Below are 14,526 nucleotides of genomic sequence, written 5' to 3'. Positions count from 1 at the left end.
TCAACCCTACCGCGAGTTCACGCCTCAGGTCGAACCGGTTCCGGCCCGAAGAGGTCCTCGGGGACACTCACCCGGCGACGAAAGCCGCGCGCGAAGCCCCCCTTGCGGAGCGCCGGTTCGCGGCACTTCTGGTCATCGTGCAGCCACACCCCACGGCCGGGCAGTCGTCGTCGCGCATCGCGCGTGACGACGCCGTCCACCAGGACGTAGCGCACCAGCGCCGCTTGGTCACAGACCAAGCGGCAGCCGATGCACGTGCGCTGTGGACTCACTCCGGTGCGGCATCCGAGCGGATGTCGATCCGCCAGCCCGTCAGACGGGCGGCCAGCCGGGCGTTCTGCCCCTCGCGCCCGATGGCGAGGCTGAGCTGGTAGTCGGGCACCACGACGCGGGCGGCACGCGCGGCGGCGTCGACGACGGTCACCTTGCTGACCTTCGCGGGGCTCAGTGCCTGGGCGACGAACTCGGCCGGGTCCTCGGACCAGTCGATGATGTCGATCTTCTCCTCGTTGAGCTCACGCATCACGGAACGGACCCGCTGCCCCATCGGGCCGATGCAGGCACCCTTGGCGGACACGTCGGGATTGTGGCTCACGATGGCGATCTTGGTGCGGTGACCGGCCTCGCGGGCGATCTCCTTGATCTCGACGACGCCCTGCTCGATCTCCGGCACCTCGAGGGCGAACATCTTCTTCACCAGCCCGGGGTGGGTGCGGGAGACGACGACCTGGGGCCCCTTGGACTCCTTGCGGACGCTGACCACGAAGACGCGCAGGCGCTTCCCGTGGGTGTACTGCTCGCCGGGGGCCTGCTCGGCCAGCGGCATGATCGCCTCCATCTTGTTGCCGATGTCGAGGCGGATGGTGCGGGAGTCACGGTCCTGCTGCACGGTGCCGAGGATGATGTCACCCTCGCTGGCGGCGAAGTGGCCGAACTTCTGCTCGTCCTCGGCCTCGCGCAGGCGCTGGAAGATGACCTGGCGAGCGGTGGATGCGGCGACGCGGCCGAAGTCGGCCGGCGTGCCGTCGTACCAGCCGACGATCTCGCGGGACTCCTCGTCGCGCTCCGGCACCATGACGGCGAACTTGCCGGACTTGCGATCCAGCTCCACCTTGGCCCCGCGCACGGGGTTCTCGGTCTTGTCATAGGCATTCAGCATCGCCACTTCGAGCGACTCGATCAGGTAGTCCAGTGGAATCTCCTTCTCACGCTCGATCGCCCGCAGGGCAGCCATGTCGATGTCCATCAGTTCTCCTCCTCGAGGGCCGACTCGTCGTCGTCCTCAGCCTGCTCGTCGGAGTCGTCACCGATCTCGTCGAGTTCCGGGTCATGCTTGCGGTTCATCTCCACCTGGATGGTGGCCTTGCTGATCTCGTCGTGGGCGAGCACGTGCACCGGATCGGTGCCCTTGGGCAGCTTCTTGCCCGGCTCTGCCTCGACGGTGATGGTGATCGAATCGTCGGTGGCCTCGGTGAGGCGGCCACGCAGCTGACTTCCGTCGACGAGGATGGCCAGCACGAGTCGGCCGACATTGCGGCGGTAGTGCTTGGGTTCGGTCAGTGGCTTGCCGACGCCACGCGAACTCACCTCGAGGGTGAAGGGGGCGTCGCCGATCTCGGGAGACTCGTCGAGAGCGTCGGAGATGTCACGGGTGGCGCGGGCAATGTCGTCGAGCAGCGGTCCTCGGCCCTTGGGGCCGTCGCCGTCGACCGCGATGCGCAAGACCTTGCGTTTGCCGGCCGGGATGATGTCGAGCTGGTCGAGTTCGAGGCCGTATGCCTCGAGGACCGGCATGATGAGGGGCGTCACGACGCGTTCGTTCACGTTCGAGCCACCTTTCAGTTGTGGATCCAGTTGTGTGATCGGTTGTCCACCCGGAGCCTGTGCGACACCGGGATCCGGACAATCCTAGCGAATCATGGCGGACCGGCGCTGCCACTAGACGGTATGGGTGACCCCGATTCAGGGGTGAGAGCTCTGGCAGGCCGGGGCCTCGCCGCGCAACGATTCGTGGGTTGCCGGACAGGGTGGGCCTGTCTGGCCTTTCCGACATACGTGGGAGGCCCCGGTTGTTTACCGAGCGTACGAGTGTTGGTCTGGATGTGCATGCCCGCTCCGTGGTGGCGCATGCGATGGACGTCCAGACCGGCGAGATCTTCAAAGCCCGACTCTGCCCCGACCCTGTGGAAGTGACGGCCTGGATCAAGGCCCTGCCCGGCCCGGCCGCGGCGATCTATGAGGCTGGCCCGACCGGTTACGGTCTGGCCCGGACCCTGCTGGGCAATGACATCCGAACGGTGGTCGCCGCGCCGTCCAAGCTCCAGAGGCCAGCCGGATCGAGGGTGAAGACTGATGCGATCGACGCTGAACACCTCTCGATGCTGCTCCGGCTGGACGCGTTCACTGCGGTCGCGGTTCCTGATGAGCTGACCGAGGCTGCTCGTGACCTGGTGAGGACCCGCGAGGACTGCCGTAGTGACTTGATGCGTGCCAGGCATCGGTTGTCGAAGCTGCTGCTGCGTCACGGGATCGTCTATTCGGGCGGGCAGACCTGGAGCAACGCGCATGACGCCTGGCTCAAACGCCAGCACTTCGACTCGCCCTTGGTCCAGGCCGCCTTCGATGAGGCCTACGACAGTGTTGTCACGATCACGGCGCGCCGTGATCGTCTCGACGAGCGCATCACCGCCATGGCTGCCGACAGTCCTTGGACCAACACCATCCACCGGCTCGGCTGTCTGCGGGGGATCTCGACGCTGACAGGGTTCGGTCTGGCGGTCGAGATCGGCGACTGGACCCGGTTCACCGGGAACTCCATCGGATCTTTCGTCGGCCTCGTCCCGTCCGAGAACTCATCCGGCCAGTCACGCTCACTCGGTCCGATCACGAAGACCGGCAACGGTCATGCCCGGCGGCTGCTGGTCGAGGCCGCTTGGCACCACCAGCACCGCTACGTTCCCGGCAAGACGATCCGTGACCGTTGGGATCTTGCGTCCCCGGCTGCCCGGGCCCGCGGTGACCTGGGCAACCGGCGGTTGAACCATCGCTGGAACCAGTTCAAAGCCCGCAAGAAGGCCAACAACATCGCCAACGCCGCGATCGCCCGCGAACTCGCCGGGTGGTGCTGGTCCCTCGCCGTCCTCGACGACTGACGTCGAGGCCCACAAACTTGACCTGAAGACCGGCCGGTCATGGGGTGACGCAGCGACCGGAACGACCCGCGAAACACCTATGAGCAGCCGCCCTGACCGGCGGCGACGCTCGATCCTAGACACGCGTGACGTTCCGAGCCGAAAGCACCGTCCTGCGGTAACCAACCCGCGAATATCAGACTGACATCGCCGTCGTATAGACACGCGAAACCCCTGACCACATCCACTTCAGGTCAACACAGGAGAGGCGCCGCCAGGCATCCAGCCCGGCGGCGCCTCGTCCTGCCCTCTTGACAAAACCCACACCCATATCAGGTGTTGGTGGCAGACAGGTTCATGACACTCGGGTGATGGGAGCTTTCCCGCCGAGGGCGCTGTGGCCTCGTTCAGTGTTGTAGAACGTGAGCCAGTCGGCAAGGGCGTCGCGGCGTGCTTGGTTGCTGGTGAAGGGCTGTCGGTAGGCCCATTCGGTTGCCAGGGTCCGGTTGAGGCGCTCGACCTTGCCGTTTTGCCAGGGGCAGTGGGGCTTGATGAACTTCTGTTTCGCGTCGAGGGCTTCGACCGCGGCGATGAAGTCGCTGCTGTTGCGGTAGGCGAAGGCATTGTCGGTGATCACCCGCTCGATACGGGTGATGCCGTGGTCTGCGAAGAAGGCCGCGGCGCGGGTGAGGAAACCAGCGCAGGTGGGTCCCTTCTCGTCGTCGTGGATCTCGATGTAGGCCAGCCGGGTGTGGTCGTCGACCGCTGCGTGGACGTAGTCGTAGCCGATCTTTGCCCGCTTGTTCCTCTCGGCGCTGGTCGCGGCCCGTCCGCGGCTTCGCCAGCCTCCACCGTCGGGGATCTTGCCGATCTTCTTGACATCGAGGTGGATCAACTCACCGGGGTGTTCGCGTTCGTAGCGGCGGGTGGTGGCCTGGCTGCCGCGGATCACTGCTCCGGTGATCGGATCGAGGTGGGCCAACGGGGGCATGTGATGACGCTTCCAGATCGCCGAGACGGTGCGCGCGGGAACACCGGTCGCGGCGCTGGTGTGGGTTGGGCCCTGCCGGTGCAGCGCGCGGTGCGCCAGGACCCGGACCTCGACCTGGTGGTTGGTGCGCCGGGGCATGGTTCGGGGTCGGCTGGAGCGGTCATGCAGACCTGGTTCGCCGTGCTGGTCGTAGCGCTTGAGCCAGTGGTGTGCGCACTGGCGTGAGATTCCCATCGCCTTGGCGGCGTGGGCGACCTTCCAGCCTTGCTCGCGGACGCGCTGGACCAGCAGACGCCGACCGTTGACGTTCAGACGGGCTTTAGAGTGGGCCATGAGGACCTCCGTTGTTCATCTGTGACCTTCGACAAGCCACAACCCAACGGGGGTCCTCCCTTCACGTCAACCCGCAAACTGTCATGAACGTCCCTGCCACCAACAACTAGGATCGGGCGCATGCCCCAGCCCCACCTGACCCGACGCGGCCTCGCCCTCGCGGCGCTCGCGACGACGGGTGCCGTGGCCGGCTGCACCCCTGGCCCAACCGTCAGGCCCCGCGGAGGTACCGCCCCCGGCGCCTCCCGCACCCCAGACGCCGCCCTGGAGCGGGCACGGGCGGGCGAGGCGGAGCTCGTGGCGGCACTGGACGCGGCGCTGGCCGCGCCGAAGGCCCCGCGCAGCCCTGCCCAGGCCGCGGCGCTGAGGCAGCTCCGCGACGCGCACGCTGCACATGTCGAGACCTTGGACCGGCTGGGTGGAATCCCCTCCATCGGCACCCCCTCCCCACCCGCCGACGCGTCCGCATGGGCGCCCCTGTCCAAGAAGATCGGCGCCCTCGAGGCGCGCGTCGGGCAGACCCATCGCGCGGCAGCGGGCTCCGCCACGGACCCCTCGCAAGCCTTGCTCCTCGCCTCGCTGGCCACCTTCACCGCCCTCAACACGTCGCCGGGAAGGCCGGTGGTCGATGACACGACCTCCCCTGCCGCCGTGGAGGTGGGTACCCGCACTGACGCGCTGCTCGTCCTGCTCAGCAGGCTGCGAGCCCTGGCGGAGGGGCTGGAGGTCGGCCTGGGCCAGATACCGAGCACGGACAAGCTCATCGAGCCGATGCGCAAGCACCTCGTCCAGGTGTGGGCTGCGCGGGACCGCGTCGAGGACCAGCTGCGAGCGGCCGGCCAAGGGATTCCTCCGGCCGAGCTGGGCTATGTGATGCCGGGTGGCTTCGGGTCCGTCGCCCAGGCCCGCACGACATGGGCGCTCCTGGAGGACGACGTGACGGCCGCGTGGGCAAGGGTGGCCGCGGCCTCGTCGGGGGCAGACCGCAACCGAGCACTGGACGCGATGCTGGCGCAGGCACGGACGGCGCTGGGTCTGGGCGCTCCCCTGACCCGCTGGCCCGGCTGGGTGTGACCTTCAGCCGACGAAGAGCAGCACGGTGTCCCAGGCGAGCTTGACCGCGAGGGCCCCGACAACGACGAGGAAGACCTTGCGCACGAAGGCACTGCCACGGCGCACGGCCATGCGAGCGCCCAACAGGCCGCCGGACAGGTTCGCCACCGCCATGCTCAGGGCGACGGGCCACAGGATGTGCCCGGACAGCGTGAAGACCGTGATGGCGGCCACATTGGTGGTCAGGTTGGCCAACTTGGTCAGGGCGGAGGCCTCAAGGAAGCCGTAGCCCAGCACCGCGACCAGGCCGATCACGAAGAAGGTGCCGGTGCCCGGACCCAGGATCCCGTCGTAGAGCCCGACGCCGCCGCCAAGGGCCAGCAGCCGGCCCCAGTGCGCGGCCCCATGATGGCGCAGGTCCTGTTGCAGGCCAAGTTGGGGACGCCGCACGGTGTAACTGCCGACGACGAGGATGACGACCAGGACGATCGGCGTGAACCAGCGGCGCGGAACGTGGTGGGCCAGATTGGCGCCGACGGTGGAGCCCAGCCAGGCAGTCGCCATCAGCGGCAGGGCGCTGCGCCAGTCCACCCGAACGCTGCGCAGGTAGGTCAGCGTGGCCATCAGGGTCCCGGAGGCCGCGGGCAGCTTGTTGGTGCCGGCGATGGTGGCCACCGGGGTGTCGTCGGGCAGACCGATCAACAGGGCGGGCAGCTGGATCAGCCCTCCCCCGCCCACCACGGCGTCGATCCAGCCCGCGACGAAGGCCGCGAGCACCAGGCCGAACATGACGTGGGTGGCAAGGGTCATCCGAGCAGGGCAATCCCCTCGGCGACGGCGGCGGCGCGCACCCTCTCGTCACGAGTCGCCAGCGGACAGCCAGTGACACTGGCTGCCCAGACGTAGCTGGCATCGTAGGCGGTGAGGCCGTGTGACCTTGCCAACTGCATCAGATCTGAGGGATCGGGGTCCAGCTCCAGTTGTTCAAGGGGCAACCCATCCAGCTTTGCCAGCGCCTGGGTGGCTTGTGAGCGCGTGATCCTCCCCCGCCGTTCCGCCATGAGGAAGGCATTGCACACCTCAAGGTGCCACAGCGGCATGACGAGAGCCCCATCCTCGGCCGTTTCGCGGAGCACGGCTGCGATTCCGTCATCCCACGACCCGTCCAGGCACCAGGCGAGGGCCATGGAAGCGTCGAGCACGATGCTCATCGGCGCCCCTCCTCGATCAACTCCTTGATCGGGGCCCCGAGATCCCTGGGCATGATCGCGCGCAGTTCCTCGAAGGACTTCAGCACCTCTTCTGGAGCGCGCTTTCCACCCCGGATGGGGACCAGTCGGGCCACGGGACGCCCGTGCTTGGTGATGGTGTAACTGGCACCGGCCTCCACCTCGTCGAGGAGGCGGGGCAGGTGGGTCTTGGCCTCGTAGCTGCCGATCTGGGACCGGCCTGTCCTCATCATGGATTCAGACTAGTCCCAGACCAGTTCTTCCACCAGAGCGCGCAGCCATCAGGACAGCTCGTGGATCTGGATCTCCTGGCCGTCGGGATCGGCGACGTGCACGGCACGCCCGGGACCCTCGACCAGCCTTGCCAGATGTCCGGCAGCCACCAGCCGGTCACGCACCTGCGCCAAGGGTTCCGAGGTCTCGAATGGCACTGCCCCCGACGCCGCGAGGAATCGGGGGCAGTGGCCGGGGATCGTGGCCCGGTTCAGTGGCCGCGGATCTCCTTGAGCACCTCGGCCAGGGCGTCCTCGACGGCCACGGAGCACTTCTCGCCGCTCCTGCGGTCCCGGATCTCCACCAGGCCGTTGGCCAGGTCACGGCCGATCACGACGGCGGTGGGCATGCCCAGGATCTCCGTGTCTGCGAACTTCACCCCAGGGCTGGCCTTGCGGTCGTCGTAGAGGACCTGGGCGCCGGCCTCGTCCAGCTGGGTGGCGAGCTTCTCCGCGGCCGCGAAGATCTCCTCCCCCTTGCCGGTGGCGACGATCTCGACATCGAAGGGAGCCAGGGCGCGGGGCCAGCACAGGCCCTTCTCGTCGCAAGTGCCCTCGGCGACTGCGGCCACGGCACGCGAGACGCCAATGCCATAGGAGCCCATCGTGACGGTGACGAGCTTTCCGTTCTGGTCCAGCACCTTCAGGCCCAGCGACTCCGCATACTTGCGGCCCAGCTGGAAGATGTGGCCCATCTCGATGCCGCGGGCCAGGCTCATCGGGCCGGATCCATCGGGGGCCGGGTCGCCCTCGCGCACCTCGGCGACGTCGAGGACGCCGTCCGCGGTGAAGTCGCGGCCGGCCACCAGGCCGTACCAGTGGGTGCCGAACTCATTGCCACCGGCAATCCAGGTGGTGCCCTCGACCACGCGTGGGTCCAGGTAACTGCGGATCTTCGACTCCGACTCGGAACCCACCACCTGCGGTCCGAGGTAGCCCTTGACCAGCGTCGGGTACTTCGCGAAGTCAGCCTCCTCGAAGGCGACCACCTCGGCCGGCTCCATCGCGGCCTCCAGGCGCTTGGCGTCCACCTCGCGGTCACCCGGCAGGGCCAGGGCGACGGGCTCGACGGTGCCGTCGGGGTGACGCACCCGGAAGATGAATGCCTTCAGCGTGTCGGTGGCCTCCCACGGGCGGTCATCGCGAGGGTAGAGCTCGTTGGAGACGCGCACCAGGTCCTCGATGCTCGCGGCATCGGGGGTCTGCTCGCGGTGGGCCTCGGGCGCTCCCGCGAAATCGACCGACTCGGGCGCCTGGATGCGAATCGCCTCCACATTGGCGGCATAGCCACCCGGCGAGCGCACGAAGGTGTCCTCGCCATTGGGGGCGACGGCCAGGAACTCCTCGGACTTGGAACCACCCATCGCGCCGGCCATGGCCTGCACGATGACGTAGTCGAAGCCCAACCGGTCGAAGATCCTGATGTAGGCCTCGCGGTGCTTCTGGTAGCTGGCCTCCAGGGCCTCGTCGTCGATGTCGAAGGAGTAGGAGTCCTTCATCACGAACTCGCGCCCGCGCAGGATCCCGGCGCGGGGCCGTGCCTCGTCGCGGTACTTGTTCTGGATCTGGTACAGCGCCAATGGCAGGTCCTTGTAGGAGCTGTAGAGGTCCTTGACCATGAGGGTGAACATCTCCTCATGGGTGGGACCCAGGAGCAGGTCGGCACCCTTGCGGTCCTTGAGGCGGAAGAGGTTGTCCCCGTACTCGGTCCATCGGCTGGTCGCCTCGTAGGGCTCGCGCGGCAGCAGCGCCGGGAAGTGCACTTCCTGTGCGCCGATGGCCTCCATCTCCTCGCGGACGATGGACTCCACCTTGTGCAGCACCTTCAGACCCAGCGGCAGCCAGGAGTAGATGCCGGGGGCGACGCGGCGAATGTAGCCGGCACGCACGAGCCAACGGTGGCTCGGCACCTCGGCATCGGCAGGATCGTCACGCAGCGTGCGGACGAACAGCGAACTCAGACGAGTGATCATGGTCTCTTCCTGCACCCACGTCGAACGCCCTCGGCTGCCCTTCAGCCTGGCGTCGGGAATGCCCGCCAAGCCTACCGGCCGATCGCAATGTCTTGCTGAGTTGAATACTTTGGGCCCGGTGGGCCATCATGGAAGCAAGAGCACTTGCGAGGTAACCCCCGAGACCTCGCAAGTGCTCCCGTCTTTGCCCGGAATCCTGTCAGTACAGGACCGTGGCGAGCTTCCCGACGGACTGGAAGCCCACCCGCTCGTAGAGCCGGATGGCTGGGGTGTTGTAGTCGTTGACGTAGAGGCTGACCACCGGCCACCGCTCCCGGCACAGTTCCACCACTCCGGACATGGCAGCGGCAGCCCTTCCCCGACCGCGCAGTGCGGGGTCCATCCAGACACCCTGGACCTGGCAGAACATGCCCTGATGACAGCCGACGTCGGACTTGAAGACCACCCGGCCGTCCTCGACGATGCCGAAGGCCCGGCCCTGCTCGATGGTGCGTTGCACGTGCCGGCGGTAACTCCCGGTGGCCTCCAGCGGGCTGATGCCCACCTCCTCGGTGTACATCTTCACCGCCGCCCGAAAGTAGGAGTCGAAGTCCTTCATCGTGATCCGCTGGACCCGCTCGTCGGGCGACACCGTGCAGGTCTGACTGATGCTCATCAGCGGCTGGTCGGGGCGAAGGTCACGCACCTCGGACCACTGGCCTCCGTAGGCCTGGCTCAGCCCCTCCCACAACCGGATCGTCGGCCTGGCCACACCCATGATGGAGGCGGCGCGACGCCTAGGCCCCAAGTAGCGGATGTAGGCGTCGAGCGCCTCGTCATCGGCATTGACGGGCACCAGGTTGGATCCGGCGTGGCACAGGCTGACCAACTGCTCGTCGCGCTCGTAGCCAATGACCTGGCAGCCGAGCATGAAGGGGTCCAGACCTGCGGCCTCGACGCGAGAGGCGACGAAGATGTTCTCCAGGGGACTACCGAGTAGCAGCCCCATGACCTCGTCGAGGTCGTCATTGCCGAGGATCCGGATCGAGCCCCGCTGCTCGCGCGCGGGGGCGGGATCCGGCGCCACGTCAGCTGACCTGGACCTGGGGCGAACCCAGCTCCGTGCTCTCTGCAGCAAGACGGTTCGCCTCCTCGATCAGGGTCTGGACGATATCGGACTCCGGCACGGTCTTGACCACCTCGCCACGGATGAAGATCTGACCCTTGCCATTGCCGGCGGCAACGCCCAGATCGGCCTCACGGGCCTCTCCTGGGCCATTGACGACGCAGCCCATCACGGCCACCCGCAGCGGCGCCTCCATGCCCTCCAGGCCCACGCTGACCTTCTCGGCCAGGCTCCAGATGTCCACCTGGGCACGGCCACAGCCGGGGCAGGAGACGACGTCGAGCTTGCGGGGACGCAAGTTGAGCACCTCCAGCATCTTGGTGCCCACCTTGACCTCCTCGACGGGGTCCGCGGAGAGCGAGACGCGGATGGTGTCGCCGATGCCCTCCGCCATCAGGATGGAGAAGGCAGCGGTGGACTTGATGGTGCCCTGGAAGGCAGGGCCGGCCTCGGTCACACCCAGGTGCAGTGGCACGTCGGTCTGCTGCGCCAGCAGGCGGTAGGTCTGCACCATGGTGATCGGGTCGTTGTGCTTGACCGAGATCTTGTAGTCGCGGAAGCCGACCTCCTCGAACAGGCTGGCCTCCCACAGCGCCGACTCCACCAGCGCCTCGGGTGTCGCGGAGCCGTACTTCTTCATCAGCCGCGGGTCCAGTGAGCCGGCGTTGACGCCGATCCGCAGGCTCACCCCGGCGTCGGTGGCGGCCTTGGCGATCTCGGCGATCTTGTCGTCGAACTTCTTGATGTTGCCCGGGTTCACGCGCACCGCCGCGCAGCCGGCGTCGATGGCGGCGAAGACGTACTTGGGCTGGAAATGGATGTCCGCGATGACCGGGATGGCGCTCTTCTTGGCGATGATGGGCAGCGCCTCGGCATCGTCCTGGCTCGGGCAGGCGACGCGCACGATGTCGCATCCGGCCGCGGTCAGCTGGGCGATCTGCTGCAGCGTGCCGTTGATGTCGGTGGTCTTGGTGGTGGTCATCGACTGCACCGAGATGGGGTGGTCGCTGCCGACGCCGACCTTGCCGACGTGGATCTGCCGCGTCTTGCGACGGGGCGACAGGACGGGTGCGGGAGCGGACGGCATGCCAAGTGCGACGGTCATGGATCCCAGACTAGTGGAACCGGCAAGGGCCGGCCCGCGGAGGCGGGCCGGCCCTTGCCGGGTGCGGGGACGGACTCAGCGCCCGTTGGTCACCGTCACCTTGGTGGAGGGCAGCTGGACGCCCTCACGCACGACGACCGCGGTCGCGGTGCTCCACCTGGTCAGCCGGCCGGAGCCGTAGCCATAACCGGCGGCATCCACCGTGATCGACTGGTCACGGCCATTCCAGTTGCCGGTGATCAGCAGCTGGTCGCCCGGCTGCACTGGCGCCACCGAGAAGCCGAAGCTCTTCTTGGTGGCGTGGCCCGTGATCACCGGGAGGCACTCGGCGGCCTGGGCGATCTTCACCCGGGTGTCCTCCATGGCCTTGCCGTCGCGGATGACGACGGCCGTGGCATCGCTCCAGGTCGGCTTGCTGCCGCTCCACCAGCCGGCGTCGGTCATGCCCACCGTCGTGTACTGGGCCTGGCCGTTCCAGTGGCCGTCGATGCGCAGCTGGTCGCCGGGCATCGCGTCGGCCACCTTGAAGCCGAAGCTGGTGCACTTCTGGTTGGGCGTGATCACCGGCGTCGTGGCAGCAGGTGCCGCGTCGGACAGACCCACCAGCACCGGGTCGTGGTCGCTGGAGGCATAGGGCGTCGGGGCGTGGAAGTCGGTCACGTTGTAGTTGCGACGCGAGTACTGCATGGCCACCGACTCGTCGCCGTTGATGTTGAGGTCATCGGCGCCGGTCACCAGCTCGAGGGCCTTGGCATTGCCGAAGGCATGGTCCAGCGAACCGAGGCGTCCGCCGAACTGGTAGCTGGCGGATTCCGGGTTGAACTTGCGCACCAGGTTCGTGAATCCGGCTGCCTCGATGATGCCCGCGGGGGTCTCCTCGGTGTAGGCGTTGAAGTCGCCGGTCAGGAAGACGGCCTGGCCGGGCCACATCTGCTGGGTCCAGGCGGTCAGGGCCCTGGCCTGGGCCTCACGCGAGGGATTGGACAGGCCCTGGCCGGTGCCGTCGTCCGCACCGGAGCCCTTGCTCTTGAAGTGGTTGGCCACCATCACGAAGCTCTTGCCGGTGGCGACGGACTCGTACTTCTGCCCCAGCGGCTGGCGGGCATTGGCGAAGGCCGGGTCCATCAGGATCACCGAGGAGTCGACGGGCTTGACCTTGGCCGGCTTGTAGATCTGGGCCAGACGGATCACGTCCTCGCTGTCCGGGACCACCGTCGGGCTGGGCACGTAGGCGTAGGTTCCGGCACCGACCTTCGCATTCAGGGCATCGACGAGGGTCTTCACCGCCGCGTCACGGTCATGGCCGAAGGCGGCCGAGTTCTCGACCTCCATCAGGCTGACGACGTCGGCGTCCAGCATCTCCAGCGCGGCAACGATCTTGGCCTGCTGGTCCGCCAGCGCGGCCGGCGTGTAGGCGCCGCGCACGGTGCAACCGTTGGCCGTGACGGGCGTGCCGTCCTTGTCCTTGTAGGAACCGCAGCCGGTCTGGTCCTGACCCAGGTCGGTGAAGTAGTTGAGCACATTCATCGCGCCCACCTTCAGCTCGCCACCGACGGCGGGAGCTGCGGTCGGACGAGTGTTCTCGGTGGTCACCGGGTCATCGGAGTCGGTGGCGCCGACGATCTGGCCGACGGGCTGGAAGTTCCACTGGAAGCGGTGGTCCAGGATCACCGGCTTGGCGAAGGTGACCGCCGAGTCCGTGCGCATCGGCTCGTCCTGGCTCAGGTAGGGCAGGGGGCTGTTCTGCGCCGTGGTGTTGCGCATGTAGTCCCAGCTGGAGCCGTCGTCAAGGGTGATGTACTTCTTGACCTGCTCCGCCTCGTAGGCCGCCGCCCCCGCGGGCGCGACCCGGTCCGTGGGCGTCCACAGCGGATCGTCACCGGCTGCCAGACCCATCTGGCCGTAGGTGTTCAAGGCGTAGTTGTTGGTGATGGTGAACTTGTTGGTGGGCAGCACCAACATGCCCTCGTAGGGCTCCTTGTCCGCATCCGTGGCCGGCAGGGAGGCGAGCTCAGTGGGCTTCACCTCGGCGCAGTCGGTGGCGGGGGTGAGCACGGGCTTGGTCAGCTGGGTGAGGCCGTTGTACTCGGCCGGGATACCGGTGACGCTGTAGCACTCCCCCGCCTTCGCGGTGGGTGCGGTCCCGGTGTGGACGAAGATGCCGTCGGAGGCCTGACCGGCCGCCTTCGTGGTGCCGCCGGAGCCGGGGGTCTGCAGGTAGAAGCCGTTGAAACCGCCGGTCGGGTAGCTCGCGGTGACGACACCCTTGGTGGTGACCGTCTGGCCCGCCATCGTGGTGCCGTTGCCGGTGCCCTGGATGTCCGCGATGGAGACCTCGGTGGCCGGCTCGGGGGTAGGCGTCGGCGTCGGCGTGGGGGTGGGCGTCGGGTCGGGGGTCGACGCGCTGCCCTGGCTGCTGGGGCTGGGGGTTCCGGCCGTGAAGTCCGCGGAGTTGACGTCGGTGTCCGCGGCGTCGGTTCGGCTGATGGAGCGGGTGGCCGAGGGTGCGGGTGCGGCGGTGCCCTCCACCTTGGTGGCGGTGCCGAAGCCCACCAGGTCCACGGTGCTGCCGTCCGGGGCCTTCAGCTCGACGGTGCCGGCGGTGGCGCTCATCGCGGCAGTGCAGGTGGCATCGGGCGTCGGGAGGGCCTCGGTGCCGGCGGTCCCCTTGGCCTGCTGCACCAGGAAGTGCTGGCCGGGCTGGACGACGCCGGACAGGGTGCAGGTGTTGCCGGGGTTTCCGGCGGCCGAGTAGTAGAGGAGCTGGTGACCACTCAGGTCGACCGGCGAGGCGGTGGGGTTGAAGAGCTCGACGAAGTCATGCGTCAGGGTGGCTCCGGCATTGCCGCCCCCTCCGTAGACCTCGTTGACGACGACGTGGTCGGTGGCTGCCAGGGCCGGCACGGTGCCGAGCCCTGAGGCCGCCAGACCGAGGCCGAGGGCGGCCACCAGGCCGCGCCGGCGCAGCGGCGATGTGCGCTGAGACATGGGAATTCTCCGTGGGGTTCATGAGGAAACGGGCATGGGGGTCGAATCTGCTTGCACGCTAGCCCGCGGAGGCTGTTCCTGAGAAGCCCCTGAAAGGGTTGCGTGAAACAGTTCACGAACATGTCACCCAAGCCATCTCCGGGGATCGCGAACCGACGGCCCGGCCTTCTTGCTGACCGCCCGCTCTCCGCGCAAGAAGGCACCCGGTGCATGCGCTGGCTGCGGGCCATGCAAGGATGTCGACGATCGAGAGCGAGGAAGTCGGTGTGAATCCGGCACGGTCCCGCCACTGTGAGCGCCCCAGGGGCGCGGAGTCAGGAACTCACTCGGTCCTTCGCAATCCGTG

14 protein-coding genes and 1 riboswitch are annotated in these 14,526 nt (G+C 67.8%); of the genes, 2 read left to right on the top strand and 12 right to left on the bottom strand.

Going from position 1 to position 14,526, the window contains the following annotated elements; all coding sequences use genetic code 11:
- Positions 1 to 17: 17 nt before the first annotated feature.
- Genes EDD41_RS14920 through rimP form a run of 3 tightly spaced genes read right to left on the bottom strand, consistent with a single transcriptional unit; the run spans position 18 to position 1,824 of the window.
- Positions 18 to 272: a YlxR family protein gene (locus EDD41_RS14920; protein WP_094764176.1), complete on the bottom strand. Its 255-nt coding sequence runs from the start codon at positions 270 to 272 to the stop codon at positions 18 to 20.
- On the bottom strand, positions 269 to 1,246 hold the full coding sequence (gene nusA / locus EDD41_RS14915; protein WP_094764175.1) for a transcription termination factor NusA: 978 nt from the start codon (positions 1,244 to 1,246) through the stop codon (positions 269 to 271). Before nusA ends, EDD41_RS14920 begins: the two co-directional genes overlap by 4 nt.
- Positions 1,246 to 1,824, bottom strand: a complete 579-nt coding sequence (rimP, locus tag EDD41_RS14910; RefSeq protein WP_094764174.1) for a ribosome maturation factor RimP — start codon at positions 1,822 to 1,824, stop codon at positions 1,246 to 1,248. The genes nusA and rimP overlap by 1 nt, the downstream gene beginning before the upstream one ends.
- 245 nt (positions 1,825 to 2,069) lie before the next feature.
- Between rimP and EDD41_RS14905 the strand changes: the two genes are divergently transcribed.
- Positions 2,070 to 3,152: an IS110 family RNA-guided transposase gene (locus tag EDD41_RS14905; protein WP_123574949.1), complete on the top strand. Its 1,083-nt coding sequence runs from the start codon at positions 2,070 to 2,072 to the stop codon at positions 3,150 to 3,152.
- A gap of 334 nt (positions 3,153 to 3,486) precedes the next feature.
- Here EDD41_RS14905 and EDD41_RS14900 read toward each other — a convergent pair whose 3' ends face one another.
- The gene (locus EDD41_RS14900) at positions 3,487 to 4,455 is read right to left on the bottom strand and encodes an IS481 family transposase (RefSeq protein WP_123576298.1); all 969 of its coding nucleotides are present in this window, start codon (positions 4,453 to 4,455) and stop codon (positions 3,487 to 3,489) included.
- 120 nt (positions 4,456 to 4,575) lie between these two features.
- On the opposite strand from EDD41_RS14900, the gene EDD41_RS14895 reads away from it, so the two are divergent.
- Positions 4,576 to 5,529 carry a DUF4439 domain-containing protein gene (locus EDD41_RS14895; protein ID WP_123576442.1) on the top strand — a complete coding sequence of 318 codons (954 nt, stop codon included), beginning with the start codon at positions 4,576 to 4,578 and terminating at the stop codon, positions 5,527 to 5,529.
- Between the two features lie 3 nt (positions 5,530 to 5,532).
- Here the strand turns inward: EDD41_RS14895 and EDD41_RS14890 are convergent, their stop codons facing one another.
- The 8 genes from EDD41_RS14890 to EDD41_RS14860 form a co-directional block, all read right to left on the bottom strand.
- Complete coding sequence (locus EDD41_RS14890; protein ID WP_123576441.1) at positions 5,533 to 6,318, bottom strand: sulfite exporter TauE/SafE family protein; 786 nt, start codon at positions 6,316 to 6,318, stop codon at positions 5,533 to 5,535.
- Complete coding sequence (locus EDD41_RS14885) at positions 6,315 to 6,719, bottom strand: type II toxin-antitoxin system VapC family toxin (RefSeq protein ID WP_123576440.1); 405 nt, start codon at positions 6,717 to 6,719, stop codon at positions 6,315 to 6,317. The genes EDD41_RS14890 and EDD41_RS14885 overlap by 4 nt, the downstream gene beginning before the upstream one ends.
- Positions 6,716 to 6,970 carry a type II toxin-antitoxin system Phd/YefM family antitoxin gene (locus EDD41_RS14880; protein WP_211336674.1) on the bottom strand — a complete coding sequence of 85 codons (255 nt, stop codon included), beginning with the start codon at positions 6,968 to 6,970 and terminating at the stop codon, positions 6,716 to 6,718. The genes EDD41_RS14885 and EDD41_RS14880 overlap by 4 nt, the downstream gene beginning before the upstream one ends.
- A gap of 48 nt (positions 6,971 to 7,018) precedes the next feature.
- Positions 7,019 to 7,168 (bottom strand): VOC family protein, encoded by a 150-nt coding sequence (locus EDD41_RS16960; RefSeq protein WP_170165403.1) that lies wholly within the window; start codon positions 7,166 to 7,168, stop codon positions 7,019 to 7,021.
- A 53-nt stretch (positions 7,169 to 7,221) separates the two neighbouring features.
- Entirely contained in the window at positions 7,222 to 8,982 is a 1,761-nt protein-coding gene (locus tag EDD41_RS14875; RefSeq protein ID WP_123576439.1) for a proline--tRNA ligase, read from the bottom strand.
- Positions 8,983 to 9,181: 199 nt separating this feature from the next.
- A complete protein-coding gene (locus tag EDD41_RS14870) occupies positions 9,182 to 9,970 on the bottom strand; it encodes a GNAT family N-acetyltransferase (RefSeq protein WP_123577154.1) in 789 nt (262 codons plus the stop codon).
- 79 nt (positions 9,971 to 10,049) lie between these two features.
- Positions 10,050 to 11,192, bottom strand: a complete 1,143-nt coding sequence (gene ispG, locus EDD41_RS14865) for a flavodoxin-dependent (E)-4-hydroxy-3-methylbut-2-enyl-diphosphate synthase (RefSeq protein ID WP_123576438.1) — start codon at positions 11,190 to 11,192, stop codon at positions 10,050 to 10,052.
- Between the two features lie 75 nt (positions 11,193 to 11,267).
- Positions 11,268 to 14,180 (bottom strand): ExeM/NucH family extracellular endonuclease, encoded by a 2,913-nt coding sequence (locus EDD41_RS14860; protein ID WP_123576437.1) that lies wholly within the window; start codon positions 14,178 to 14,180, stop codon positions 11,268 to 11,270.
- A 254-nt stretch (positions 14,181 to 14,434) separates the two neighbouring features.
- Positions 14,435 to 14,504: riboswitch (cobalamin riboswitch) on the top strand.
- Positions 14,505 to 14,526 lie beyond the last annotated feature (22 nt).

Origin of the sequence: Luteococcus japonicus (assembly GCF_003752415.1) — a bacterium.
Classification (GTDB): domain Bacteria; phylum Actinomycetota; class Actinomycetes; order Propionibacteriales; family Propionibacteriaceae; genus Luteococcus; species Luteococcus japonicus.
Note: the sequence above shows the minus strand (reverse complement) of the source record. Positions and strands in the feature narration are given on the sequence as shown.